The 26300-nt window shown below is 45.8% G+C and carries 25 protein-coding genes; 19 read left to right on the top strand and 6 right to left on the bottom strand.

Going from position 1 to position 26300, the window contains the following annotated elements; translation table 11 throughout:
- Positions 1-71: 71 nt before the first annotated feature.
- From MU515_RS08540 to MU515_RS08480, 13 genes are all read left to right on the top strand, one after another.
- A complete protein-coding gene (locus tag MU515_RS08540; RefSeq protein WP_260260167.1) occupies positions 72-1772 on the top strand; it encodes a type IV pilus secretin PilQ in 1701 nt (566 codons plus the stop codon).
- A 164-nt stretch (positions 1773-1936) separates the two neighbouring features.
- Entirely contained in the window at positions 1937-2455 is a 519-nt protein-coding gene (gene aroK / locus MU515_RS08535) for a shikimate kinase AroK (protein ID WP_260260000.1), read from the top strand.
- Positions 2456-2486: 31 nt separating this feature from the next.
- On the top strand, positions 2487-3590 hold the full coding sequence (aroB, locus tag MU515_RS08530; RefSeq protein ID WP_260259999.1) for a 3-dehydroquinate synthase: 1104 nt from the start codon (positions 2487-2489) through the stop codon (positions 3588-3590).
- A 48-nt stretch (positions 3591-3638) separates the two neighbouring features.
- A complete protein-coding gene (locus MU515_RS08525) occupies positions 3639-5105 on the top strand; it encodes an SPOR domain-containing protein (protein WP_260259998.1) in 1467 nt (488 codons plus the stop codon).
- Positions 5106-5251: 146 nt separating this feature from the next.
- The gene (locus tag MU515_RS08520) at positions 5252-6076 is read left to right on the top strand and encodes a Dam family site-specific DNA-(adenine-N6)-methyltransferase (protein WP_260259997.1); all 825 of its coding nucleotides are present in this window, start codon (positions 5252-5254) and stop codon (positions 6074-6076) included.
- A 95-nt stretch (positions 6077-6171) separates the two neighbouring features.
- Complete coding sequence (rpe, locus tag MU515_RS08515) at positions 6172-6843, top strand: ribulose-phosphate 3-epimerase (protein WP_260259996.1); 672 nt, start codon at positions 6172-6174, stop codon at positions 6841-6843.
- A gap of 9 nt (positions 6844-6852) precedes the next feature.
- Positions 6853-7533: a phosphoglycolate phosphatase gene (locus MU515_RS08510; protein WP_260259995.1), complete on the top strand. Its 681-nt coding sequence runs from the start codon at positions 6853-6855 to the stop codon at positions 7531-7533.
- Positions 7534-7658: 125 nt separating this feature from the next.
- Positions 7659-8678, top strand: coding sequence for a tryptophan--tRNA ligase (gene trpS / locus MU515_RS08505; RefSeq protein ID WP_260259994.1), 1020 nt, complete (start codon positions 7659-7661; stop codon positions 8676-8678).
- 165 nt (positions 8679-8843) lie between these two features.
- Entirely contained in the window at positions 8844-9428 is a 585-nt protein-coding gene (locus MU515_RS08500) for an aminodeoxychorismate/anthranilate synthase component II (RefSeq protein ID WP_260259993.1), read from the top strand.
- A gap of 421 nt (positions 9429-9849) precedes the next feature.
- Positions 9850-11064 carry an aspartate aminotransferase family protein gene (locus tag MU515_RS08495; RefSeq protein ID WP_260259992.1) on the top strand — a complete coding sequence of 405 codons (1215 nt, stop codon included), beginning with the start codon at positions 9850-9852 and terminating at the stop codon, positions 11062-11064.
- Positions 11065-11174: 110 nt separating this feature from the next.
- Complete coding sequence (astA, locus tag MU515_RS08490; protein WP_260259991.1) at positions 11175-12194, top strand: arginine N-succinyltransferase; 1020 nt, start codon at positions 11175-11177, stop codon at positions 12192-12194.
- Between the two features lie 28 nt (positions 12195-12222).
- Positions 12223-13680, top strand: coding sequence for a succinylglutamate-semialdehyde dehydrogenase (astD, locus tag MU515_RS08485; RefSeq protein WP_260259990.1), 1458 nt, complete (start codon positions 12223-12225; stop codon positions 13678-13680).
- A 140-nt stretch (positions 13681-13820) separates the two neighbouring features.
- Positions 13821-14612, top strand: coding sequence for a DUF1338 domain-containing protein (locus MU515_RS08480; protein ID WP_260259989.1), 792 nt, complete (start codon positions 13821-13823; stop codon positions 14610-14612).
- Between the two features lie 78 nt (positions 14613-14690).
- Here the strand turns inward: MU515_RS08480 and crp are convergent, their stop codons facing one another.
- From crp to MU515_RS08450, 6 genes are all read right to left on the bottom strand, one after another.
- Complete coding sequence (gene crp / locus MU515_RS08475) at positions 14691-15323, bottom strand: cAMP-activated global transcriptional regulator CRP (protein WP_005597159.1); 633 nt, start codon at positions 15321-15323, stop codon at positions 14691-14693.
- A gap of 240 nt (positions 15324-15563) precedes the next feature.
- Complete coding sequence (locus tag MU515_RS08470; RefSeq protein ID WP_260259988.1) at positions 15564-16433, bottom strand: phosphoribulokinase; 870 nt, start codon at positions 16431-16433, stop codon at positions 15564-15566.
- A gap of 123 nt (positions 16434-16556) precedes the next feature.
- Positions 16557-16769 carry a YheU family protein gene (locus MU515_RS08465; protein WP_260259987.1) on the bottom strand — a complete coding sequence of 71 codons (213 nt, stop codon included), beginning with the start codon at positions 16767-16769 and terminating at the stop codon, positions 16557-16559.
- A gap of 52 nt (positions 16770-16821) precedes the next feature.
- Positions 16822-17796 (bottom strand): hydrolase, encoded by a 975-nt coding sequence (locus tag MU515_RS08460; protein WP_260259986.1) that lies wholly within the window; start codon positions 17794-17796, stop codon positions 16822-16824.
- A 2-nt stretch (positions 17797-17798) separates the two neighbouring features.
- The gene (locus MU515_RS08455) at positions 17799-18281 is read right to left on the bottom strand and encodes a TIGR02444 family protein (protein ID WP_260259985.1); all 483 of its coding nucleotides are present in this window, start codon (positions 18279-18281) and stop codon (positions 17799-17801) included.
- Positions 18278-20200 (bottom strand): ABC transporter ATP-binding protein, encoded by a 1923-nt coding sequence (locus tag MU515_RS08450; RefSeq protein ID WP_260259984.1) that lies wholly within the window; start codon positions 20198-20200, stop codon positions 18278-18280. Before MU515_RS08450 ends, MU515_RS08455 begins: the two co-directional genes overlap by 4 nt.
- 180 nt (positions 20201-20380) lie before the next feature.
- On the opposite strand from MU515_RS08450, the gene kefG reads away from it, so the two are divergent.
- From kefG to MU515_RS08420, 6 genes are all read left to right on the top strand, one after another.
- On the top strand, positions 20381-20953 hold the full coding sequence (gene kefG, locus MU515_RS08445) for a glutathione-regulated potassium-efflux system ancillary protein KefG (RefSeq protein WP_260260166.1): 573 nt from the start codon (positions 20381-20383) through the stop codon (positions 20951-20953).
- Positions 20943-22739: a glutathione-regulated potassium-efflux system protein KefB gene (kefB, locus tag MU515_RS08440; RefSeq protein WP_260259983.1), complete on the top strand. Its 1797-nt coding sequence runs from the start codon at positions 20943-20945 to the stop codon at positions 22737-22739. Before kefG ends, kefB begins: the two co-directional genes overlap by 11 nt.
- 43 nt (positions 22740-22782) lie before the next feature.
- Entirely contained in the window at positions 22783-22977 is a 195-nt protein-coding gene (locus tag MU515_RS08435) for a YheV family putative zinc ribbon protein (RefSeq protein WP_260259982.1), read from the top strand.
- A 90-nt stretch (positions 22978-23067) separates the two neighbouring features.
- Positions 23068-23652, top strand: a complete 585-nt coding sequence (slyD, locus tag MU515_RS08430) for a peptidylprolyl isomerase (RefSeq protein ID WP_260259981.1) — start codon at positions 23068-23070, stop codon at positions 23650-23652.
- A 98-nt stretch (positions 23653-23750) separates the two neighbouring features.
- A complete protein-coding gene (locus MU515_RS08425) occupies positions 23751-24701 on the top strand; it encodes an isoaspartyl peptidase/L-asparaginase family protein (RefSeq protein ID WP_260259980.1) in 951 nt (316 codons plus the stop codon).
- Positions 24702-24836: 135 nt separating this feature from the next.
- Positions 24837-26153, top strand: a complete 1317-nt coding sequence (locus MU515_RS08420) for an adenylosuccinate synthase (RefSeq protein ID WP_260259979.1) — start codon at positions 24837-24839, stop codon at positions 26151-26153.
- The last annotated feature ends 147 nt before the right edge of the window (positions 26154-26300 follow it).

Here is a 26300-nt window from a genome sequence, read left to right as displayed (position 1 = left end):
GTATTGAGATAATGATAATGAAAAATAGATGGAACGCTTTTTCAACAACCCGCTTTATGACCACCTCTTTGATGGTGGTGCTTTGGGCTGTGTCCGGTACTTGTTTCGCTCAAGCAGCAAGTAATACTTTAACTAGCCTTGATTTTAGAGTCGACAATGCGAAGAACGGCAAAATAATCATCGAGCTTGCCCAAGACAAGATCGCAGTAGATGTGCAAAAGGTGCAAGAAGGGCTGAGTATAGAGTTGATCAACACCCAAGTTTCTGACAGTAAACTGTCGGTATTTGATGTGAAAGATTTCGCTACCAGTGTCCAATCGATAGAGGTATTTCGTAAGCAAAATAACGTCAGATTACTGACCAGTGTGAAAGGTGATTATAGCTACGATTACTCGCTCAATAGTAATTTCTTAGAAGTGACCGTGAGTCCGAAAAAGAGTGATGCTAAAGATAAGCCACAAGCGTCGATTTTGGATAAGCCAGGTAAGAAAATCTCAATAAACTTCCAAGATATTCCGGTTCGAAACGTGTTACAGCTCATCGCTGACTACAACAATTTCAACCTTGTGGTATCAGATTCAGTCGATGGTAATTTAACGCTTCGTTTAGACGGAGTGCCATGGCAACAAGTTCTGGATATCATCCTACAAGTTAAAGGGTTAGATAAGCGAGTTGATGGCAATGTGGTTCTTGTTGCGCCGAAAGCGGAATTAGATTTACGTGAAAAGCAAAGACTTGAGAATGAACGCCTAGAAGAAGAGTTGGGTGAGCTTAAATCTGAAATTATCAAAGTAAACTTTGCCAATGCGACGGAAATTGCCGAGATGATTGGGGGGGATGGTGCGATCAGCATGTTGTCTGAGCGAGGCTCTATTACTGTAGACGACCGAACCAACGCAATTCTTATCCGCGATCTTGCAGAGAATATCAAGGTAATTCGCGGTATTGTTGAATCTTTGGATATTCCAGTGAAGCAGGTCCAAATTGAGGCTCGTATTGTTACAGTCAACGAAGGTAACTTGGATGAACTCGGTGTCCGTTGGAGTTTAAACTCAAGCGGTGGCGATGTGGGCGGCTCCCTAGAGGGTAATTTCTACGAGCGTGGCCTCTATCAAGATCTTAAGTCCGATGGTGAGAATGGAGAATCCACAGGCGGCAGTATTGCCCCTGATGATATTGGTGATTTTCTTAACGTAAACCTAGCGGCCTCTTCACCAAGTGCTTCAACTATTGCATTTCAGGTAGCGAAGCTAGGGTCGGGAACATTGCTCGATTTAGAACTATCGGCATTGCAACGTGAGTCTAAAGCAGAGGTCATCTCTAGCCCACGTTTAATCACGACCAACAAAAAGCCGGCCTACATTGAGCAAGGTACTGAGATTCCATACTTAGAATCATCATCAAGTGGCGCGGCGAGTGTGTCATTTAAAAAGGCGGTATTGAGCCTTAAAGTGACTCCGCAAATTACGCCAGATAATCGCTTAGTATTGGATCTGAGTGTAACTCAAGACAGACCCGGCGATATTGTCAAAGTCGGTACTGGTGAAGCGGTTTCTATCAATACTCAGCGTATTGGTACTCAAGTTCTGGTCGAAAATGGTGAAACAGTCGTTCTTGGCGGGATTTTCCAACATAGTGTGACAGACACTGTAGATAAGGTTCCACTGTTGGGTGACCTACCATTATTGGGTAAGTTATTTAGCCGAACTTACCAAAACTTGGGTAAGAGTGAGCTGTTAATCTTTGTCACTCCAAAAGTAGTCGTGCAGTAAATACGAAAATAAATTTGCATTAGTCGCACCTTATCTAGATAATTTCGGGTCTTATCACGAATTATCTGTGAGGAATCGGTGCCACAAGCATCCTCAACGTCAGTAAATAACTGGCACTTCTTGTGGCGATGTCATTGAATTAACGTTGTAAATTACTGCTAAACATGGCTGAGAAACGCAATATTTTCCTTGTTGGCCCAATGGGTGCCGGCAAAAGCACAATAGGTAGACACCTTGCTCAACAACTTCATATGGAGTTTGTTGATTCTGACACTGTAATCGAAGAACGCACTGGCGCGGATATCGCGTGGGTTTTCGATGTAGAGGGTGAAGCAGGCTTTCGCGCTCGCGAGGAAAAGGTGATTAATGACCTCACTGAAGAGCAAGGCATCGTTCTTGCTACTGGTGGTGGTTCAATAATGAGCAAAGAAAACCGCAACCGCTTATCTGCGCGTGGTATCGTTGTTTACCTAGAAACGACTATCGAAAAACAACTTGCACGTACAAACCGTGACAAGAAGCGCCCGTTGTTGAGAACTGACAACCCGCGTGACGTACTTGAATCTTTGGCTGAAGATCGTAACCCGCTTTACGAAGAAATTGCGGATTACACAGTACGTACAGACGATCAAAGTGCAAAAGTGGTAGCCAACCAGATCGTAAAAATGCTAGAAGAGAGATAAGAATCATCTTATTTCAAATTGGAGCAAACCCATGGAACGGATTACGGTCAGCTTAGGCGAACGTAGCTATCCAATATCAATTGGCGCCGGATTATTTAATGATCCGGCCCTCCTTTCTTTTCTTACCAAGCAAAACAGTTCAGCAAAGCAAAAAGTGGTGGTGATCACCAATGTTACTGTTGCGCCGCTATACGCTGACAAAATTCTCTCTTTACTAGAGCAATGCCATTGTGAGGCCTCGTTATTAGAGTTGCCTGATGGTGAGCAATACAAATCGCTCGAAACCTTCAATACCATTATGAACTTCATGCTTGAAGAGAATCATAGCCGTGATGTGGTTGTGGTAGCTTTAGGCGGTGGTGTGATTGGTGACTTAGTCGGCTTTGCTGCAGCCTGTTATCAACGCGGAGTTGATTTCGTGCAGATCCCAACCACCTTGTTGTCGCAAGTCGATTCATCGGTTGGTGGTAAAACGGCGGTCAACCATCCTCTTGGCAAAAACATGATTGGTGCGTTTTATCAGCCTAAATCCGTGGTGATTGATACTGACTGTTTAGCAACGTTACCAGAACGTGAGTTTGCTGCAGGTATTGCTGAAGTAATCAAATACGGCATCATTTATGATGGTGACTTCTTTACTTGGTTAGAACAAAACCTAGCGAAATTGTATGCATTGGATGAACAGTCGTTAGCCTATGCCATTGCCAAGTGTTGCCAAATTAAGGCCGATGTTGTGGCTCAAGATGAAAAAGAGTCAGGTATTCGTGCCTTATTAAACCTAGGTCATACTTTTGGTCACGCGATAGAAGCAGAATTAGGTTATGGTAATTGGTTACATGGCGAGGCCGTATCAGCAGGCACTGTGATGGCGGCGAAAACAGCGCAACTGCAAGGGCTGATTTCCGAGCAACAACTTGAGCGCATTATTGCCATCTTTAAACAAGCCAAGTTGCCAATACATACCCCTGAAAGCATGTCTTTTGATGATTTCATGAAGCATATGATGCGAGATAAAAAGGTATTGTCGGGCGAGCTACGTTTAGTGTTACCAACCAGTATTGGGACGTCAGAAGTCGTAAAAGGTGTACCGGAAGCGGTCATTGAGCAGGCTATTGATTTTTGTCGTGTTGTTTAAGGTCCGACGCCGCTAACGAAGTGAGCCAGTGACCGTTAGGTTTATAGTATGAGTGTTATGCATCAATCGAGAATGCTTGAGTTCGATTCTCAAACCGAACTGTTAGAGCGCTTACAATTACTGACTCACTTCAATTCCAATTTTATTACCGTAGGTGGCGTACAGGGCGCAGGTAAAACTTGGCTTGCGCAGCGCTACCTTGAGGCGTGGGCAGAAGAAAAAGAGCAATCTTTGCTGATGTGTCATCCAAATCAGGATGACGAACAACGCCGCACTACTATTTTAACTCAGGTATTACCTGAGCCGCTGTTTAATCCTGCCGATAGCTTAGTAGAGAGTTTTACTCGCTGCATGGAAAGCGAGATGTGCGATATCGTCATAGTGATTGATGATGGCCACTTGCTGTCAGAAACCTTTGTGTCTGAGCTATGGTTGCTGTTTATGGAAGCGCAGCAACATCGTTTGTGGACGATTAACATCGTGCTGTTCTCTCAGCCGAATAGCTTAGATGCGCTGCTGACTCGTTTGAGTTACGGCCAAGAATCAAAGCCGGTTGAGTTTGAAATAGAACCACTTAGCGCTCAAGAAGCAGAACGATTCTTTGAACATTTAGTGATGCGTTTTGTCGAAGATGACAGAGAGCGTCGCGTTCGCAACGCGTATAAAAGTGTCGCGCGTCGCCCAGGGCTAATCATGGCATTAGGGGAGCAGAAGATGGAAAAACGCATCATCATACGATCAATCGTTGGATCTCCGGTGAAAATCGGAATCTTTGTGATTGCATTGTTAATGCTGATTGGTGGTGGCTATTTATGGATGATGGGGCAACCTACGCCAGATGAAACCGCAGAGCAAATCACGCAAAACGTCGAACAGACGGTGATTCCAACGTTAGAATCGCCAACTGAGGCAAGTGCGGCTTCTAGCACACTACCAACAGTTGAAGAGACGCCAATAGAAGACTCAACGCTTGCTCAAGCAGAAGATGATACCGATTCATTACCTCCTGAAGTCGTCGATGCGCCTGTGAGTGTGGGTATCATTGAAGATGACTCGCAACGCGTGGTGATCAATTCAGAAGTGGTCGATGCTCTGCTAGAAGGTAAACCAGAACAAGTGGATACCGAATTAGTGGATAAAGTCGCTGCTGAAGCTGTGGTGAAAACTGAAGTTATCAATGAGCAGCCGCCTCAAACTCCGACAGCAGTGAAGTTCTCGTTTGCCAAAGAAGAGTTAAACGCCTTTTCTCCACGCAGCTATACCTTACAGCTCGCCGCAGTGCAGAGCTTAGTCGAAGCTCAGAACTTCTTGAACAAATACCAGCTAACTGAAGATGTGTATGTTTACCCGACCGTTCGCAGCGGCGTTGAGTGGTTCATTATTACCTATAAGAACTACCCAACAATTCAGCTTGCTCGAGATGGGGTTACTGAGCTCTCTGATGAGCTGAAAAAACTAGATCCTTGGGCGAAGTCGCTGAATCAAGTTCAGCGTGAAATCACTCGCGGAAACTAATCGTTCGTTACTCATTGCTCACTTAATTGGCATAATGTGCTGTTATGTCAGTTAAGCAGCGATAGCACGCGCATTTGTTTGGGTTAAGGGATGAAAATATGTTACATTCCGCAGCCTTAATTTTTGGTTGAAAGATAGAGCAGTCGATGAAAAAGCAGCGTGCCTTCCTTAAGTGGGCGGGTGGAAAATACGGATTAGTTGAAGACATTCAGCGTCATCTGCCTGAAGCACGCAAGTTGGTAGAACCGTTCGTCGGCGCGGGTTCTATTTTTCTCAATACCGATTATGAGCAATACCTGCTCGCGGATATAAACCCAGACCTAATCAATCTTTATAATCTCCTCAAAGAGAGCCCAGAGCTGTATATCTCTGAGGCTAAGCGTTGGTTTGTGCCTGAGAATAACCGCAAAGAAGCGTACCTATCCGTTCGCGCAGAGTTCAACCAAACAGACGATGTGATGTATCGCTCGTTGGCCTTCTTGTACATGAACCGCTTTGGTTTTAATGGCTTGTGTCGTTACAACAAGAAAGGGGGCTTTAACGTTCCTTTCGGTTCTTACAAAAAGCCTTACTTCCCAGAAAAAGAACTCGAATTTTTTGCTGAAAAAGCTAAGAAGGCGACGTTTGTCTGTGAAGGTTATGCAGAAACCTTTAAACGCGCACGTAAAGGGTGTGTGGTTTACTGCGACCCACCTTACGCACCGCTATCAAATACTGCAAACTTCACCTCTTATGCAGGCAATGGCTTCTCTTTGGATGACCAAGCCGCATTGGCGGATGTAGCTGAAACTACCGCTAACCAGCGTGGTATCCCGGTACTCATCTCTAACCACGACACAACGCTGACTCGTCGTCTCTATCATGGAGCAGAGCTTAACGTGGTTAAGGTTAAGCGCACTATTAGCCGTAATGGTGCAGGTCGAAATAAAGTCGATGAGTTACTTGCGCTGTTTAAAGCGAAGCAAGATTAACCACTAGATTTTCCTGATACCTCTATCATCTAACTGACCGCTTAGGTAGAATTGCGCCAGATTTAAGCAATGATGCCAACTACTAGAGGTCAGGTATGAAAGATTTCCTTATCGCTCCATCGATTTTGTCTGCAGATTTTGCTCGTCTTGGTGAAGATGTAGAAAAAGTACTCGCAGCAGGTGCTGATGTGGTGCACTTTGATGTTATGGACAACCACTATGTGCCAAACCTGACTTTTGGTGCACCAGTGTGTAAAGCGCTGCGTGACTACGGCATTACTGCGCCGATTGATGTGCACCTAATGGTTAAGCCAGTTGACCGTATTATCCCTGACTTTGCTAACGCTGGCGCATCAATGATTACCTTCCATATTGAAGCGTCAGAACACGTCGATCGCACCCTTCAACTGATTAAAGAGCACGGTTGTAAAGCGGGCGTAGTACTTAACCCAGCAACGCCATTAAGCCACCTTGAATACATCATGGACAAAGTAGATATGATTCTACTGATGTCTGTTAACCCAGGCTTTGGTGGTCAATCATTCATTCTAAACACTTTGGATAAACTGCGCGCGGTACGTAAACTTATCGATGAATCTGGCCGTGATATTCGCCTAGAAATTGATGGCGGCGTAAAAGTCGATAACATCCGTGAAATCGCTGAAGCAGGCGCAGATATGTTTGTTGCAGGTTCAGCTATCTTTAGCCAACCAGACTACAAGCAAGTGATTGATGAAATGCGTGCAGAACTGGCACAGGTTAAATAGGACTGAGCGTTGAAAGATTTAAAACTGATAGCTTTTGACCTTGATGGCACTCTGCTAGACAGTGTGCCAGATCTTGCGATTGCGGCTGATCAAGCAGCGCAAGCGCTCGGTTTTGCTACGGTAAGCGAAGCGCAAGTACGTGATTACGTAGGCAACGGTGCGGATGTTTTGATTGGTCGAGCCTTAAGCCAAAGCTTAACGATTAATCCAGAGCTGAGCCCTGAGATTCGCGCTAAAGGCCGTGAATTGTTTGATGATTTTTATGAGAAAACAGGTCACAAAAATAGCCACTTGTACGCGAACGTAAAAAGCACTTTAGCGGAGCTAAAGCAAGCGGGTTATATCTTGGCGCTTGTGACTAATAAGCCATCTCAGTTTGTGCCTGATGTGCTGGCTCAGCATGATATTGCTCAGTACTTTACCGACGTTTTAGGCGGTGATGCGTTTGCTGAGAAAAAGCCAAACCCAATCGCACTGAACTGGTTATTAGAGAAACATGGTTGTAGTGCGAATGAAATGCTTATGGTCGGTGACTCTAAGAACGATATTCTAGCGGCTAAGAATGCAGGCTGCGCATCGTTTGGCTTAACTTACGGTTACAACCATGGCGAGCCTATCTCAGCGTCTAATCCTGACTTTGTCGCGGATAACATCGCAGAATTACTCGAAGTGGTAACGGTTTCTGCTTAAGCCGAGTAAAACCACTAGCAAAATACTTATCAATGAGTACACTGGAAAGCCGCGTATTCTTGCTCTAAGAGAGTATAGAAGCGCGGTTTCATTTAATTAGATTAAGAAGTCAAAGGAATTCGTCCATGAGCAAGCCCATCGTATTGAGTGGTGTTCAACCGTCAGGTGAACTAAGTATCGGTAACTACTTGGGTGCTCTACGTCAATGGCAACAGATGCAAGACGATTACGATTGCCAATACTGCGTGGTTGATCTGCATGCTATTACGGTTCGTCAAGACCCGAAAGCACTGCATGAAGCAACCCTAGACGCATTAGCAATCTGTTTAGCAGTTGGTGTTGACCCACAAAAGAGCACGCTATTTGTTCAGTCACACGTACCAGAGCATGCTCAACTTGGTTGGCTTCTTAACTGCTACACTCAAATGGGTGAACTGAGCCGTATGACTCAGTTTAAAGATAAGTCTGCACGCTACGCGAACGACGTAAACGCAGGTCTATTTGGCTACCCAGTGCTGATGGCGGCTGACATTCTGCTTTATGGTGCGCACCAAGTACCAGTCGGTAATGACCAGAAGCAGCACTTAGAGCTAGCGCGTGATATTGCGACTCGCTTTAACAACATCTACTCGCCAGAAAGCCCAATCTTCACAGTTCCAGAGCCGTACATTCCAACCGTGAATGCGCGTGTAATGAGCCTTCAAGATGCGACTAAGAAGATGTCTAAGTCAGATGATAACCGTAAGAACGTGATCACTCTGCTAGAAGAGCCTAAGTCGATTCTTAAGAAGATCAACAAAGCGCAAACGGATACCGAAACTCCACCACGTATCGCGCACGATTGGGATAGCAAAGCGGGCATCTCTAACCTAATGGGTCTTTACTCAGCAGCGACAGGTATGAGCTTCGAAGAGATTGAAGCGAAATACCAAGGCGTGGAAATGTATGGTCCATTCAAGAAAGATGTGGGTGAAGCGCTAGTGGCGATGCTTGAGCCTATTCAAGCCGAATACCGCCGTATCCGTGAAGATCGTGCATACATGGATCAAGTGATGAAGCAGGGCGCTGAAAAAGCATCTGAGCGCGCACTTGTGACATTGAAGAAAGTGTACGATGCAGTTGGCTTTGTGTCTCGCCCACTGTAATTAGATTAAATGGTAGAAAGGTCAGCGATTGCTGGCCTTTTTTGTGCGCGCTAGTTTTTGCTACGATTATTTTGAATTAAGGCTTTGTGTTTGCCAGTGTCTATTGCACAATACCGCGCGAGCCATGTTTAACAATTACTTTGGTATTAGAGCTGTAGACCTGCCATGTTACTTATTATCGATAATTACGATTCATTTACTTATAACCTCTACCAGTACTTTTGTGAGTTAGGTGTTGAGGTGCAAGTGGTACGTAATGACCAAATCGATATTGCAGGTATTGAAGCATTACAGCCAACTCATCTTGTGATCTCCCCTGGGCCATGCACACCGAATGAAGCGGGTATCTCGCTCGCCGCGATAGAGCACTTTGTGGGTAAATTACCGATTCTTGGGGTTTGTTTAGGCCATCAAGCGATAGCTCAAGTGTTTGGTGGTGAAGTGGTGCGTGCGCGCCAAGTGATGCATGGTAAAACCTCTCCTATTCGCCACAATGGTACAAGCGTCTTTCGTGGTTTAAATAACCCATTGACCGTGACTCGCTACCACTCTTTGGTCGTGAAGAGTGATACCTTGCCTGATTGTTTTGAGTTGACGGCTTGGACAGAGCGAGAAGATGGCGAGATGGATGAAATTATGGGTTATCAGCACAAAATTCTGCCAATTGATGCGGTTCAGTTCCATCCAGAGTCAATTAAGACCGAACAAGGTCACCAATTGCTAGAAAACTTCTTAAAACGCACTGTTTGATGGTCATTTAGGTCAAATAATCCCGACTCAGATCACTTTTCTTAACATTTAATTCATATCTCGCGCGTGCATTTTACCTTGAAATTGTATGCGGGCTGCATTCAATCTCTTTCTTCACTCCAGTTCGGTAAGTCAGACTAAACCGTAACTTATTTAATCCATAACTATAAATTGCTTCATAAAAGAAATGGAATGATGCATAAATAATCACTAATGGTGGTTTTTGCTCTCGACGATGAAATTCAAAAAGAATAAAACGCTATTGAAATGGTTAATTAAATGTAAATACAATGCCGTGTCTGCAGAAATGTAAAACAAACAACTTGTTTCTATACTTATACCAAATATATAGCTGTATTTGAGTTGGAGTAGGTAAGGATGCAAACCTGCATTGGCATGCGGTATCGAGAGGGAATGTGCGATGACGGTAGAAAATAAGATTGAACGTGGCTTGTTTGATGAGGTAATGGTGCCTTGTTACAGCCCTATGGAAATGATCCCAGTTAAAGGTGAAGGCTCACGAGTTTGGGATCAAGATGGTAACGAATACATCGATTTTGCTGGTGGGATTGCAGTGAGTTGCCTGGGTCATTGCCACCCAGCAATGGTGAATGCCTTAACTGAGCAAGGTCAAAAACTATGGCATCTAAGTAATGTCATGACTAACGAACCTGCGCTTCGCTTAGCAAAGAAACTGACGGATTTGTGTTTCGCAGATAAAGTCTTTTTTGCTAACTCTGGTGCTGAAGCCAATGAAGCAGCATTGAAGCTAGCCCGCCGTTACGCTGCGGATATTCACGGCCCAGAAAAGTCTGAAATTATCGCCTTTAAACAAGGCTTCCATGGCCGTACTTTCTTCACGGTAACTGTTGGTGGTCAAGCAGCCTACTCAGATGGCTTTGGTCCAAAACCGGGTGATGTAACCCATCTTCCTTACAATGATATAGAAGCATTAAAAGCACACATGTCAGAGCGTACTTGTGCGGTGATGATGGAGCCGTTGCAAGGTGAGGGTGGCATTATTTCCCCAACTGACGAGTTTGCCCAAGCCGTGCGTGAACTGTGTGATAAACATGATGCACTGCTGATCTTCGATGAGGTGCAAACCGGTAATGGCCGTACTGGTCACTTCTATGCTTATCAAGGCTTAGGTGTAACACCAGATATTCTCAGCACCGCTAAATCCCTTGGTGGCGGTTTCCCTATCGGCGCGATGCTGACAACCAGCCGTTTGGCTGAACACTTAAAAGTAGGCACACACGGTTCAACGTATGGTGGTAACCCATTGGCATGTGCTGTGGCGGAAGCGGTCGTTGATGTGGTCGGTCACCCAGATACGTTAAGTGGCGTTTTAGAGCGTGAAGCTTTATTCCGTGATGGATTAACTAAGATTAATGATAAGTACCAAGTGTTTAGTGAAATTCGAGGCAAAGGCCTACTCCTTGGTGCTGCACTCAATGAAGAGTGGCAAGGCCGTGCGCGTGACATTTTGCTCGCCGCAGGCAAACAAGGATTGATGGTATTGGTTGCTGGGCCAAATGTGGTTCGCTTTACGCCATCGTTGGTGATTACTAAACAAGATATTGAACAAGGATTAGAAAAACTAGAACGAGCCATTGCATCGCTCGTTAAATAAGGAAAATTTAAAAACTTATACAAATGCTACCAACATTGGTTAATCGCTTTGCATCGGTAAAGGAGCATGTGGTTGGTAGCATTGGTATCCTGCATCAGGAGGGAGTATCGATGCTGGTTATTCGACCTATCAACATGTCAGATTACGACGCGCTGCACACCTGCGCCGTAGAGTCAGGACACGGATTCACATCACTACCGGTTAACGAAAAATTGTTAACCAACCGCATTCAACATTCAGAGTACAGTTTTTCAAAACCAGACGTGACTCAACCAGGTGACGAAGGCTATCTAATGGTTGGCTTTGACAGCGAAACCAATGAAGTTGCGGGTTGTACTGGTATTGAAGCCTCTATCGGCTGGGATGTGCCGTTTTACTCTTATCACATCAGTACCATAGTGCACTCTTCACCTAAGCTTGGTGTCAACAACGTGGTTAAGTTACTGACGTTCGGTAATAACTACACGGGTTGTTCTGAAATCTGCACTTTGTTTTTGCGCCCTGCATTTCGTGGTGGTTTGAATGGCCGATTGATGTCGAAATGTCGCTTCTTGATGATGGCCGAACATCCACATCGTTTCTCTGAAACTGTCTTTGCCGAGATGCGTGGTGTCTCTGACGATGAAGGTAATTCGCCTTTCTGGCAGTGGTTGCAAGAGCACTTCTTCTCGATTGATTTCACCATGGCAGATTATCTAACCGGGATCGGTAAGAAAGGCTTTATCGCGGATTTGATGCCTAAACTGCCAATTTATATCAACTTGCTGAGCCCAGAGGCGCAAGAGGTCATCGGTAAGGTACATGACAATACCAAACCCGCATTACGTCTTCTCGAGAATGAAGGGTTCACTTGTCGGAACTACGTCGATATTTTTGATGGTGGCCCAACGGTGGAGTGCGACCTGCGAAATATCGAGTCAGTGCGCCACTCATTTAGAGCCAAAGTGGAAATCAGCGAGCACTCAAGTTCTCAAGATTACCTTATGAGCAATACCTCGTTTGAAGATTTCCGCGCGGTAGCGACAAAAGCCGCATATGACCAAGCAAGCGAGAGTGTGATTATTAATGCTGAAGCTGCCAAAGCGCTTCAGGTTGAGCAGGGCGATTACGTTCGCCTGTTACCGCAATAAAAGTTACCTCAATAAAAAGGATACGCAAATGTCACATTGGATTGCAGGACAATGGGTTGCCGGACAAGGCGATCCTATGAGCTCAATTAGCCCATACAACAATGAGGTAATTTGGCAAAGTGATAGCGCGACGTCGGCTCAAGTAGAAGCGGCGGTATCCGCAGCGCGAGAAGCTTTCTTAGTATGGAAAAAGACCAGCTTTGAACAGCGCGAAGCGGTGGTACTGCGTTTTGCTGAATTGGTTAAAGAACATAGCGAGCAAATTGCTGAAATCATCGCCAAAGAAACGGGTAAGCCATTGTGGGAGACGCGCACTGAAGCGGGCGCAATGGCAGGTAAAATCGCTATCTCTATTCGCGCTTACCATGAACGAACAGGCGAGGCGACTCGAGAGGCCGTAGGTAACCAAATTGTATTACGCCACAGACCGCTCGGTGTGATGGCGGTGTTTGGCCCTTACAATTTCCCGGGGCATCTACCTAATGGGCACATTGTGCCGGCACTTCTTGCAGGTAATACCGTGGTATTTAAGCCATCAGAGCAGACTCCTTGGACGGGTGAGTTTGCCATGAAGCTTTGGCAACAAGCAGGGTTACCTGACGGTGTGATTAACTTAGTGCAAGGGGCGAAAGAGACAGGGATTGCTCTCGCTGAATCAAAAGGCATTGATGGCCTCTTGTTTACAGGCAGCGCAAATACGGGCCATATTCTCCACCGCCAATTTGCGGGGCAACCCGATAAGATGCTGGCTTTAGAGATGGGGGGTAATAACCCTATGGTTATCTCTGAGCAGTTTGGTGACCTTGATGCGACCGTTTATACCATTATTCAGTCAGCATTTATTAGTGCCGGGCAGCGCTGTACTTGTGCACGTCGTTTGTATGTACCAAGTAGTGAGAAGGGCGACCAATTGTTGGCGAAATTGGTCGAAGCTACGCGCAATATTCGTGTCGACCAACCATTTGCCGAACCTGCTCCATTTATGGGGCCGCAAATCTCTCAAGCCGCCGCTGAGTTTATCTTGAATGCGCAAACCCATCTGCAATCGTTGGGGGGAGAGAGCTTGGTTGAAGCAAAAGGTGGCGAAGCCGCGTTTGTTAGCCCAGGGATTATCGACGTCACCGCTATTGAACAGCTGCCAGATGAAGAATACTTTGGCCCATTACTACAAGTGATTCGTTATCAAGGTTTAGAGCAGGCGGTTGAGCTTGCCAACGATACCCGCTTTGGTTTATCGGCAGGGTTAGTGTCTACCGATGACAGTGAGTGGGAATACTTCGTTGATCATATTCGCGCTGGCATTGTAAATCGAAACCGACAGCTAACTGGAGCCAGTGGCGATGCGCCATTTGGTGGGCCTGGAGCCTCGGGTAACTTGCGCCCAAGTGCTTACTACGCTGCGGATTATTGTGCTTACCCAATGGCTTCGATGGAAGGTTCAGAGACTTTGCTACCCGCGACACTTAGCCCGGGTTTAACACTATAACAGCGAATCATAGTTAACATTTTACTACGTCACAGGTTGAAGGCCATCTCTTCTTAGCCGAGTGAGATGGCCTCTACTATCCTTAATTACACAACAAGAATATTGATACCGATAACAAAACCCAACACCAAGGAGGCGTTATGACGCCAGACCTACTGTTTCAGTCACTCTGGGACGACTACACAGAACGTTTGTGTCCGTCAGCAGGTAATGTTCATCGACTGCTGAAAGAAGATGATCCACTGATCAATGACCATATTGCTCTACGTACTTTCAACCTTGAACCAGTTAACTTATCCGTTTTAGCGACACCTTTTTTACAACTGGGCTATCAAGAAGCAGGTGATTACCTGTTTGAAAGTAAAAAGCTGGTTGCCAAACATTATGAGCATCCTGACCCACGCCAACCAAAAGTGTTCATCAGTGAGCTCAAAGTCGAAGAGTGTTCAGAACAGTTGCAAACCTTGGTGAAAAAGCTTGTGGCTGAAGTGGATGCCTCTCAATTGAAAGGGTTTGATTTCTTGTTTTCGGGAAGGCCTTGGTCGCTCGAGCATCGAGATTACCAATTGTTGGCCGAAGAGAGTGAATATGCCTCTTGGGTTGCCGCGCATGGCTACGGTGCTAATCACTTTACCGTAAGCGTAAATCAGCTTAACCAGTTTGAAGAAGTGCAACAGGTCAATGATCATCTGAGCGCCGCAGGTTTTTTGATTAACCAATCGGGTGGGGAAGTAAAAGGTTCGCCAGAGGTATTGTTAGAACAATCGGCAACCATGGCCGATAAAGTAAAAGTCGACTTCGATGATGGCGTGTATCAAATCCCAGGTGGTTTTTATGAGTTCGCGAAACGCTATCCAATGGCAAATGGAGAACTCTATTCAGGATTTGTCGCAGCATCCGCAGACAAGATATTTGAAAGTACCAACAACTAGATTTTTGCTTTCCACCTAAAAACAAAAAGCCACCCAATGGGTGGCTTTGAAATTTTCTCGATTTCTAATAACTAGAAATTAGCGAGTACCGTAAACAACAATCGTCTTACCGTGAGCAGAGATTAGGTTCTGCTCTTCTAGCATTTTCAAGATACGACCTACTGTTTCACGAGAACAACCAACAATTTGGCCAATCTCTTGACGAGTGATCTTGATTTGCATGCCGTCTGGGTGAGTCATCGCGTCAGGTTGTTTCGCTAGGTTTAGTAGCGTTTGAGCGATACGACCAGTTACGTCTAGGAACGCTAGGTCACCTACTTTTTGGCTTGTCACTTGTAGGCGACGAGCCATCTGAGAAGATAGACGCATCAGGATGTCAGGGTTTACTTGGATAAGCTGACGGAATTTCTTGAATGAGATTTCCGCTACTTCACAAGGAGACTTGGCACGAACCCAAGCTGTACGCTCTTGGTCTTCTTCGAATAGACCAAGTTCACCGATGAAATCACCTTGGTTTAGGTAAGAAAGGATCATTTCCTTACCTTCTTCGTCTTTAATAAGAACCGCTACAGAACCTTTAACGATGTAGTATAAAGTTTCTGCTTTTTCGCCCGCGTGGATCAGCGTGCTTTTTGATGGGTACTTATGAATATGACAGTGTGAAAGGAACCACTCTAATGTTGGGTCGGTTTGAGGTTTACCTAGAACCATAATATCTCACTTCCTCTGCAGGGTACGCTTGCCGCTTTCCATGTTTTAGCTAAGCCCAAATGGGATAGCCAGAATAAGAGCACTTTAGTCATGCTGCAAGCTATCTTGTGTTTCGGTTACAAATAGTATCCTTTTTCCCGAACGATTTCTTGATTTTAATCGGGTCCAAGATGCTATTTTTTAAGCAAAAACGTGCACATGATCACGGTATGAAAAGTAATCGTGTTCTAGCGACTTGGTTTAACCAATTTTTCCGGTTTCGATTAACTGTTGAAGAATCGGTCTTACGATGAGCTCCATGGCGAAACTCATTTTCCCGCCAGGCACTACGAGCGTGTTATGGCGCGACATAAATGAGCCATCTATCATTGCGAGCAAGTACGGATAATCAACGTTTTTGAAGCCGCGCAAACGTATAACAACGAAGCTTTCATCCAAACTCGGGATACCTTTGGCATCTAATGGGTTGGAGGTATCGACAGTTGGCACACGCTGAAAGTTGATATGAGTACGTGAAAACTGCGGGGTGATGTAGTTGAGGTAGTCATCCATTGAACGCACGATCGAATCCATCACCGCTTCACGGGAGTGGCCGCGGTCACGAGTATCACGGACGAATTTTTGAATCCATTCAAGGTTTACAATCGGCACCATGCCAATCAAAAAGTCGACATGCTGCGCTGCGTTAACATCGCCGTCGACCACGCCACCATGTAATCCTTCATAAAACAGTACATCGCTGTTTTCCGGTAGATCTTGCCATGGGGTGAATGTACCGGGCATTTGATTATAAGGCACGGCTTCATCAAAGGTGTGAAGGTAGCGGCGTACTTGGCCTGTGCCATCATTACCGTATTGACGGAAGAACTCAGCAAGCCCAGGGAAGTCATTGGCTTGTGGCCCAAAGTAGCTGATGTGACGCCCTTGCTCGCGCGCTTTACGAATTTCGACATCCATTTCAGGGCGAGTGAATCGGTGGAAGCTATCGCCTTCAACCCATGCAGGTTTAATGTCCATCATATTGAACATTTTGCGGAAGGCTTCAGAAGTAGTCGTGGTACCGGCTCCAGAAGAACCCGTTACCGCTATGATCGGATGTTTTGCTGACATGACAAACCTTGTCTCTAGATAACTTACCTGTTTGGACTGTTATGAGTTAACGGTATAACAGCCTAGAAACAACAATATAACACGGTTTGTTAGATAGCGAGCAGTCGAAATGTGTGCGCAGATCTAGAACTTGGCTTTAACTTGAATGTCGACGGTTTCATGCAGCTCGGAATAGACCACCACCGCTTCACCTGTTTCGATTTGCTTGCGAACTTGCTCTACTTTGCTCTGCAGTGACATTTCTTGCGCGCCGTAATCGGTGCCTTCGCGTAGTACGAATTCGCGAATTAGGTTATCTAATGTTTCTGAATCGATTTGTTGCCAAGGAACAATCATAAATACCTCTTTATTCTATGACGTTTAACCATGGGTAATGGTAGGAGCACTATTATGCCGACTTCAAACACTGATAGTAAGCAGGAAGTGTCTCTTCTAACCAAAAGCGAGGTTTCAAAACAGAACCACTCACAAAGCCGACATGACCGCCTTGCTCAAGTAAACGATAGTCGATGTTATCTGGTAGCACAAATTGTGGGATCACTGCATCCGTCATAAATGGATCGTCTTTGGCGTGAATGATTTGCGTCGGTAAACGGATCTCTTGTAGGCGATGAATACCTGAGCAGCGCTGATAGTAATCTTCGGCATCTTTAAAACCATGCAAAGGTGCGGTGATCAGATCGTCAAACTCGTATAATCGAGTCACACGCTTGATCGACTGATAACTTAAATCCAGTTCGCCTTTTAATAGATGATGCTTGCGCAGTGCGTTGCGTTTTAACGAGTTGAGCAGGTAGGCTTTGTAGAGTTTGGAGAAGCCTTGTTCGATTCGTTCAGAGCATGCTGATAAGTCGAGTGGCGCTGAGACAATCGATGCTGCATCAAGTAGTGGCTCATCCGCGTACTCGGCCAAATAGTTCGCTAGCATATTGCCGCCAAGCGATATACCCACCGCCACTTTCTTTTGCTGTGGAAAGATCTGGTTTAGATATTCTAAAAACAGACGAGCATCTTTCACTTCACCTGAGTGATAAGCACGAGCGAGCTTGTTTGGTTTACCGCTACAGCCGCGAAAGTGCATCATGACCGATAGCCAACCTTGTTTGGCAAACGCATTCATTAAGCCATTGGCATACGGGCTATAAAAGCAGCCTTCTAGGCCATGAAACAAAACAAACAGCGGTTTGTTTTTGGCGGCTTCTGCGTCTTTATTTTCACTCCACGCTAAATCAAGGAAGTCACCATCCGGCGTATCCAAAGTTTGCCAAATCGGTTCAAACAGGGCTTTTTTACGGATAAAGCGCGGCGCGAGAGTTTGTAGGTGTGGGTTGGATAGCCCAGTCGCGGCAGTGAATTGAGTCATGTTTATTGAGGTGGGTCGGTAGGTTCAAAGGGCAAAGCGAAGATATCGTAAAGGTGTTCTCCGCCTAATTGACGACAGTAACGTAGAGTTAGCGCTTCACCAGTGGCATTACTCAACGTAAAGCTGTTCACACAATCCACCAGATCGGATTGTTGCTGCTTTTCGAGCTGGAGTTCAAATTGCAGCGCTTCACGGTACAAGGTGTCTGATAAGTTGAATTTTAGCTTTCGTCTTAACTCACGAAAGCTATTAAGCAGCGATTCCGAACGGCCAAGGCACTCTTCTACCTTATGCCAATCTTGCTCATCAATGGTCACTTGCTGCTCATCAAGCCATTTAAGTAGCAGCAGCAAGTTAACATTACCTTTGAATTGATTTTGTAAGTTCAAGCACGCTTCTTTTACCTCTCGCACACTGTAGTACTGCAAGCTAAATTGCCATAGACGTTCTAGTGTGAGGGAAACTCTTACGTGCTCTATACTCATAAATCGCTGAATTCCTGTTCCATTTGCTCAAGTTCTTCTTGCAGCGCCATCCAATCCATTTCAACTTCTTCAAGTTCAGATTTACTGTTGGCTTGTAGCGCGAGTACCTGATTAAGTTTAGCTTTGTTTTCGGCTTCATACAGAGAGTTATCAGACAATTGCGTCTCTGCATCGGCTAATGATTCACCCAACTTATCCATTTTCTGTTCAAGTTGTGTCAGTTTTTTGCGAATTGGCGCGGTCTGCTTACGAAACTCTGCTTCGCGTCGCTTTTGTTCTTTTTTCGCCGCAGCGCTGTTAGCCGAGTTTTTCTCTGGCTGCTCTGCTTGAGCTTCGCGACGTTCTGCTTTTTGTTGCTCAGTCAGCCATTTATAGTAATCATTTAAATCACCATCGAATGGCGCGACTTGGCGATCATGCACGAGGTAAAGATCATCGGTGGTGGCACGTAGCAAGTAACGGTCGTGCGATACGATTACCATCGCACCTTCAAAGGTTTGCAGCGCCATCGTCAATGCTTGGCGCATATCCAAATCAAGGTGGTTGGTTGGTTCATCGAGCAGCAATAGGTTTGGTTTTTGCCATACCACTAACGCTAATACTAAGCGGGCTTTCTCACCGCCGGAAAACGGCGCTACTTTTTCTAGTGCTTTATCACCGTTAAAACCAAAGCTGCCTAAATAGTTACGCAGTTCTAGTTCGTTCTTGTCTGGGGCAATTTGCATCATGTGTTGCAGTGGGGTTTCTTCTGGGTGCAGCGTTTCTAGCTGATGCTGCGCGAAGTAACCAATTTTGACCCCTTGCGAGTAGGTAAGATCGCCACCTTGCGGCTTTAGCTCACCAGAGAGTAATTTGATTAGAGTCGATTTACCCGCACCATTGCGGCCAAGTAGACCAATGCGACTGCCCGGTACAAGGTTCAAACGGATTTTGTCTAGGATGAGGTTGTCATCGTAACCTGCCGACACGTCATCCATCATGATGATTGGGTTTGGTAGCGTGTCAGGCTCGCGGAACTCGAAGCTAAATGGGTTATCAAACTGCGCAGGTAGCACTTTTTCCATGCGTTCTAGCGCTTTAATACGGCTTTGCGCTTGGCGTGCTTTTGATGCTTTGTAGCGGAAGCGGTCAATATAGCTTTGCATGTGCGCCATTTGTTTCTGCTGCTTTTGGTACTGAGCTTGTTGCAGAATAAGCTTTTGCGCGCGCTGGTCTTCAAACGATGAGTAGTTACCGGTGTATTCGTTAAGCAGTTGGTTCTCAACGTGGATAACGCGATTCACAATTGGATCGAGGAAGTCGCGGTCGTGAGAAATAAGCACCAACGTACCAGGGTAGTTTTGTAGCCAACGTTCTAACCACATTACCGCATCAAGGTCTAAGTGGTTGGTTGGCTCATCGAGCAATAACAGGTCTGAGCGGCAAAGTAGGGCTTGAGCTAGGTTAAGGCGCATACGCCAACCACCTGAGAACTGAGTTAAGTTCCAACCCATCTGAACTTGGCTAAAACCAAGACCATCTAGCAGCTCAGCCGCGCGTGCGCGAATGCTGTAACCACCGATAGTTTCAATTTTGCCATGAATGTCTGCGACTAAAGTGCCGTTGTCGTCTTGTTCTGCTTGTTGCAGTTGACGCTCTAACTCGCGGTACTCGCGATCACCATCTATCACATATTCCAATGCAGCACGCTCTAGTGCTGGGGTCTCCTGTGCAACCCAAGCCATCTCCCAATGAGAGGGTTTGCTAAAATTACCAGCATCGATAGAGAGTTCATCTTTGATCAAGGCGAATAGGGTGGATTTACCACAACCGTTTTTGCCAACAAGGCCTACTTTATCGCCGGGATGAATCGTCGCTGAAGCTTGGTCAAGAAGCGGTTTTCCGCCACGAAGGAGCTGGATGTCAGAGAAGGTAATCATAGTTCTGCTTTATCTTTAATCGTTTCGCCACGCATAGTAGGGGGAATATCTGGAAAAGTCGATCATTGCGTTATTGGTACTAAGCGCGTATAACAAACTGATAACGAAAATAAGGTCTTGTTCTGTTTCACTATTGATAACAGCGATAAAGACTCTCATAAAAAGGCGGATGTTCAAGGAATGATGTCACCTGCTCAAAGTCAGAAAAAAGTGTTAGTTATCTATGCCCACCCGGAGTCTCAAACTTCGGTGGCTAATCAAGTGATGATCAAAAAGATCGAATCTCTTGAACATGTCACTGTGCACGATCTTTACGCCCACTATCCCGATTTCTTTATTGATGTGAATGCTGAACATGAGCGCTTACTGGCTCATGATGTGATCGTATTTCAGCATCCAATGTATCTTTATTCTTGTCCTGCTTTGCTGAAAGAATGGCTTGACCGTGTGTTAGGCAAAGGCTTTGCCTATGGTGACGGTAGCGCGCTAGCCAATAAGTATTGGCGCAGTGTGATTACCACCGGCGGTAATCAAGAGGCATTTGGTGAACACGGCTATAACAAATATCCACTTGAGCAAATCTTACAACCGTTTGAACTGACTGCGGCATTGTGTCGTATGACTTGGATTGAGCCATTAGTGCTCTATTGGGCGCGCAATATTTCGGACGTCGAGCGCTATCAGCATGCCGAAATCTACCGCCAATGGTTGAACAACCCAGTTCCAATGCAAGGAGGACAAGATGGCACTTGAAAGTGACTTCCTCCAAAGCAGTGCAATATTTCTTACTGCAGCCGTAGTTGCGGTGCCCTTGGCTCAGCGCTTGGGCTTAGGTTCCGTTCTTGGTTACCTACTTGCGGGTGTTGCTATTGGCCCATGGGGTTTAGGGCTTATCCGCGATGTGGATGCGATCCTCCATTTCGCTGAGTTTGGCGTGGTGCTGCTGCTGTTTCTGATTGGCCTTGAGCTGAATCCCAAAAAACTGTGGCAAATGCGTGGGCCTATTCTTGGCTTAGGTGGCGCGCAGGTAGTAATTACCACGGCACTGTTATCTTCCGTAGTGAGTTTGCTTGGATTGAGTTGGCAAGTGAGCCTCGTTATCGGTATGGGTTTAGCCCTGTCCTCAACGGCCATTGCATTAAAAGTGATAGAAGAGCAAGGGCTTGCCGGCAGTGAAACCGGACAGTCCGGTTTTGCTGTGTTGCTATTCCAAGACATTGCGGTGATTCCAATGTTGGCTTTGCTGCCATTACTGGCCGGTAATACCTCTGGTAACTGGAATGATGCACTATGGATGCTTGGCGGCGTGATTGGTTTGCTCGTCGGCGGTCATTTCCTGCTAAGGCCACTATTCCGCTATGTAGTGATGAGTGGGGTTCGTGAGCTATTTACCGTTGCCGCGCTGCTGTTAGTGATTGGCATTGCGTTGGTGATGAAGCAACTGGGCCTTTCAATGGCATTAGGCGCTTTCCTTGCCGGTGTGCTGTTAGCTGAAAGTGAATATCGCCATGAGTTAGAGATTGCGATTGAGCCATTTAAAGGGTTACTGCTAGGCCTGTTCTTTATCGCCGTAGGTATGGCGGTCAATTTGGGGTTATTAGCTCATCATCCGTTTACCATTTTGGTGTGCGTGTTTGCGCTTGTGGCGGCAAAGGGGATGGTGTTGTATCTGTTGGCTCGCTTATCTGGCAGTAGACCAAAATCGCGCAGCCGAATGGCGGCTATTTTGAGTCAAGGCGGTGAGTTCGCTTTTGTAATATTTACCGCGGCGCTAAGCCAAGGCATTTTGACGTCAGAGCAGACTGCCTTTCTTTTGGTTGTAGTTAGCTTATCTATGGTGACGACTCCGCTGTTATTGATGGGGCAGAGAAAGTGGTACGCACGCTGGTTGAATGTATCTGATGAGGCCAATCTCGATACTGACATTATCAATAAGCAGCCGAGAGTCATCATTGCTGGCTTTGGTCGTTTTGGTCAGATTGTTGGCCGCTTGATGTATGCCAATAAGATAAAACTGACGGTATTAGAGAGTGACGCGAGCCAAATTCATTTGCTACGTAAATATGGTTATAAAGTGTTTTATGGTGATGCGACCCAGCTTGATTTATTAAGAGCCGCAGGCGCTGATAAGGCAGAGGCCATGGTGCTATGTACGGATTCTCCCGATGAAATCATGCAGATCGTTGATATCTGTAAGCAGCATTTTCCCAACCTAAAACTGATGGCGCGTGCGCGCAGCCGTGTGGAAGCGTACCAATTGCTCAGCCATGGGGTGGATAAATACTCGCGTGAAACCTTCTTAGGCGCATTAGATTTAGGTAAGCAGGTTTTAGTCGAACTTGGTATGCACCCGTATCAAGCCCATCGAGCAGAAGCGCATTTTAGAAAACTCGATAACGCTATGCTTAAAGAGTTATTACCCCAACACAATGAAGATAAACAATTGGCCTTAAGAGCCAAAGAAGCCCGTAAAGAACTGGAAGAGATCTTTGGCCGAGAGATGGAAAACGACCAGCAAGCCAAAAACTTCTGGGATTAGGCGAATAACCCCTTTGAATCAGCCCAATAATGAAGTGAAGTTAATGAAGAAGAGATTTATCGCAGGCGCCAGTTGCCCAAAGTGCAATCAACAAGACACATTACGCTGGTGGATAGAGAATAATATTGAGCTTGTCGAGTGTGTCGACTGTAGCTATCAAGAACAACGCAAACCGCAATCTGTAGAGAAAACTGAACGGGGTGGTGAAGAAATGATCGGGATTTTTAAACCTGATTGATTGAGTTTCATTATTTAATCCCCATAATACCAAGGTTATTGATTTATTCCTGAATGTGTTATTCGGGATCTTAAGCGCCTTGGAGCAATTATGAAAATTGAAAAGAATGTAGTCGTAAGTCTAGCGTACCAAGTGAAACTAGAAGACGGCGTAGTTGTTGACCAATCAACAGCTGAAGCACCTCTAGATTACCTTCACGGTAACAACAACCTAATCACTGGCCTAGAAAAAGAGCTAGAAGGTAAAGTAGCTGGCGACAAATTCTCTGCAACAGTTTCTCCTGAAGAAGCATACGGCGAGCACAACGACGCACTTGTTCAACGCGTGCCTGCTAACGTATTCCAAGGTGTGGATGAAATCGAAGTTGGTATGCGCTTCCTAGCGGACACTGACCAAGGTCCAATCCCTGTAGAAGTAACAGAAGTAGACGGCGACGAAGTTGTTGTAGACGGCAACCACATGCTTGCTGGTCAAACACTGACTTTCGACGTTGAAGTTGTTGCAGTACGTGAAGCGACTGAAGAAGAAATTCAACACGGCCACGTTCACCAAGCTGGCGGTTGTGGTCACGACCACGATCACGAAGGTGGCTGCTGTGGTGGCGAAGGCCACGGTCACGACCACGAAGAGAAAGAAGGCGGCTGCTGCGGTGGCGGCGGTTGCGGTTCTCACTAATATTGAGATTGCCTGAGTTATCAGGTAATTCATGCTAAATTAAAGGCGTTGCTTAGTGCTAAGTGACGCCTTTTTTGTATCCATTGTTTGAGGTTTATATGAGTCATCCTTTTGCGATCGCCATTCATGGTGGTGCTGGCACTATTCTGCGAGAAAACATGAGTGAAGAACTGCAAGCGGCAATTTGCCAAGACCTTCAAACCGCAGTTAATGCGGGTCATCAGTTATTGCAACAAGGCCAAGATGCATTAGAGGCGGCGATCGCTGCGGTGAAAGTGCTAGAAGATTCTCCGCATTTCAACGCGGGTAAAGGCTCAGTGTTAACCCATAAAGAAATGGTCGAGATGGATGCATCTGTTATGCATGGTGCCAACTGCCAAGCAGGTGCTATCGCAGGAGTTAAACATATTAAAAATCCAGTACAACTGGCGTTTGATGTGATGAAGCAATCTGAGCATGTCTTTTTGGTTGGCGAAGGAGCGGAAGAGTTCGCTTTTAAACATGGTCATGAGTTTGTCGAGCAAGACTACTTCTTTACTGACCGTCGTTATGACCAACTGCAACTGATGAAAGCGCGCGGCCAGTTTGCCTTGTCGGAAGCGAAATACAGTGAGTTTCCTGACGATGAAAAGCATGGCACAGTCGGTGCGGTAGCATTAGATCAGTACGGCAACCTAGCAGCAGCCACAAGTACTGGTGGGATTACCAATAAGCAATATGGCCGAGTGGGTGACTCTGCAGTTATTGGTGCGGGTACCTTTGCTGAAAATGGTAATGTCGCCATTTCAGCCACTGGCATGGGTGAATTGTTTATTCGTAAGCAAGTGGCTGGGGACATCGCAGCGCGAATGCGTTACCTAAAAGAGGATGTTGCTACTGCCAGTGAAACTGTGGTGCAAGGTGAGTTAAAACAGCTTGGTGGAGAAGGCGGCGTGATTGCGCTTGATGCTAAAGGAAATATCCATTTTGCTCTCAATTGTTCCGGAATGTATCGCGCATCAATGGATGTCGATGGGCGTACTAGTATAAAAATCTATGCGGAAGATTAAGCCTGATAGCATTAGCGCTTTGTTAAGTTACTCAACGGCTTATTGCTTTGTGACACTTGTATGATTAAAAAATGACTGCAAGTCGCGTCATTCAGTGCTAGAATCCATTTTTAATCAGCAATCAGACTTGGAAAGATGGGAAATAACGTAGTCGTTCTAGGCACCCAATGGGGTGACGAAGGTAAAGGTAAAATCGTAGACCTTTTAACTGAAGATGCAAAATATGTGGTTCGCTACCAAGGCGGTCACAACGCAGGCCACACTCTAGTAATTGACGGTGAAAAAACCGTTCTTCACTTAATTCCATCAGGTATCCTTCGCGATAACGTAAAATGTGTTATCGGTAACGGTGTAGTTCTATCACCTGAAGCTCTACTGAAAGAAATGAAGCCTCTTGAAGAGCGCGGTATCCCTGTACGCGAGCGTCTTTTCATTTCTGAAGCATGTCCTCTAATTCTTCCTTACCACGTTGCTATGGACCAAGCGCGCGAAATCGCTCGCGGTAAAAAAGCAATTGGTACAACGGGTCGTGGTATTGGTCCAGCTTACGAAGATAAAGTGGCTCGTCGCGGCCTACGTGTTGGCGATCTATTTGATAAAGAAGCTTTCGCAGAAAAACTAAAAGAAGTAATGGAATACCATAACTTCCAACTAGTTCACTTCTACAAAGCTGAGCCAGTAAGCTACGAAGAAGTACTTGAGCAAGCAATGGGTTACGCAGATCTACTAACTTCAATGGTTATCGACGTAACTGACGAACTAGATGCAGCACGTAAGCGCGGCGACAAGATCATGTTCGAAGGCGCTCAAGGTACTCTACTAGATATCGACCACGGTACTTACCCGTACGTAACTTCTTCTAACACGACTGCTGGTGGTGTTGCTGCAGGTTCTGGTTTCGGTCCTCGTCACATCGGTTACATCCTTGGTATTGCTAAAGCGTACTGTACTCGTGTTGGTGCTGGTCCATTCCCGACTGAGCTATACGATGGTCTAGATAAGCAAGACCCAGTAGGTAAGCACCTAGGTGACGTTGGTCATGAGTTCGGCGCGACAACTGGTCGTCTACGCCGTACTGGTTGGTTCGATGCTGTTGCTATGCGTCGTGCAATCCAAATCAACTCTGTTACTGGTTTCTGTCTAACTAAACTAGACGTACTAGATGGCCTAGAAGAACTGAAAATCTGTACTGGTTACAAGATGGACGATGGTTCTATCCTAGAAGTTTCGCCAATGGCTGCTGAAGCATTCGAAAAAGCGACGCCTATCTACGAAACTATGCCAGGTTGGTCTGAGAACACATTTGGTGCGAAATCAATTGATGACCTACCAAAGGCAGCACTTGACTACATCAAGCGTATTGAAGAATTGACAGGCGTACCGGTAGACATCATCTCTACAGGTCCAGACCGTAACGAAACAATCATCAAGGTTCACCCATTTAACGCTTAATGATTGATTTCTAAAGATTCTAAAAACCGGCTCAATGAGTCGGTTTTTTTATGCCTGTTTGATGGTGGATTTTTCATCACACTATGGCAAACTGTTGCCAACACGCGGCAAATTTTGTCTAAAGAGTTTGCGTTTATTGCCGATAAA

The sequence above is a fragment of the Vibrio intestinalis genome (genome assembly GCF_025195085.2).
In the GTDB taxonomy this organism is placed as follows: domain Bacteria; phylum Pseudomonadota; class Gammaproteobacteria; order Enterobacterales; family Vibrionaceae; genus Vibrio; species Vibrio intestinalis.
Note: the sequence above shows the minus strand (reverse complement) of the source record. Positions and strands in the feature narration are given on the sequence as shown.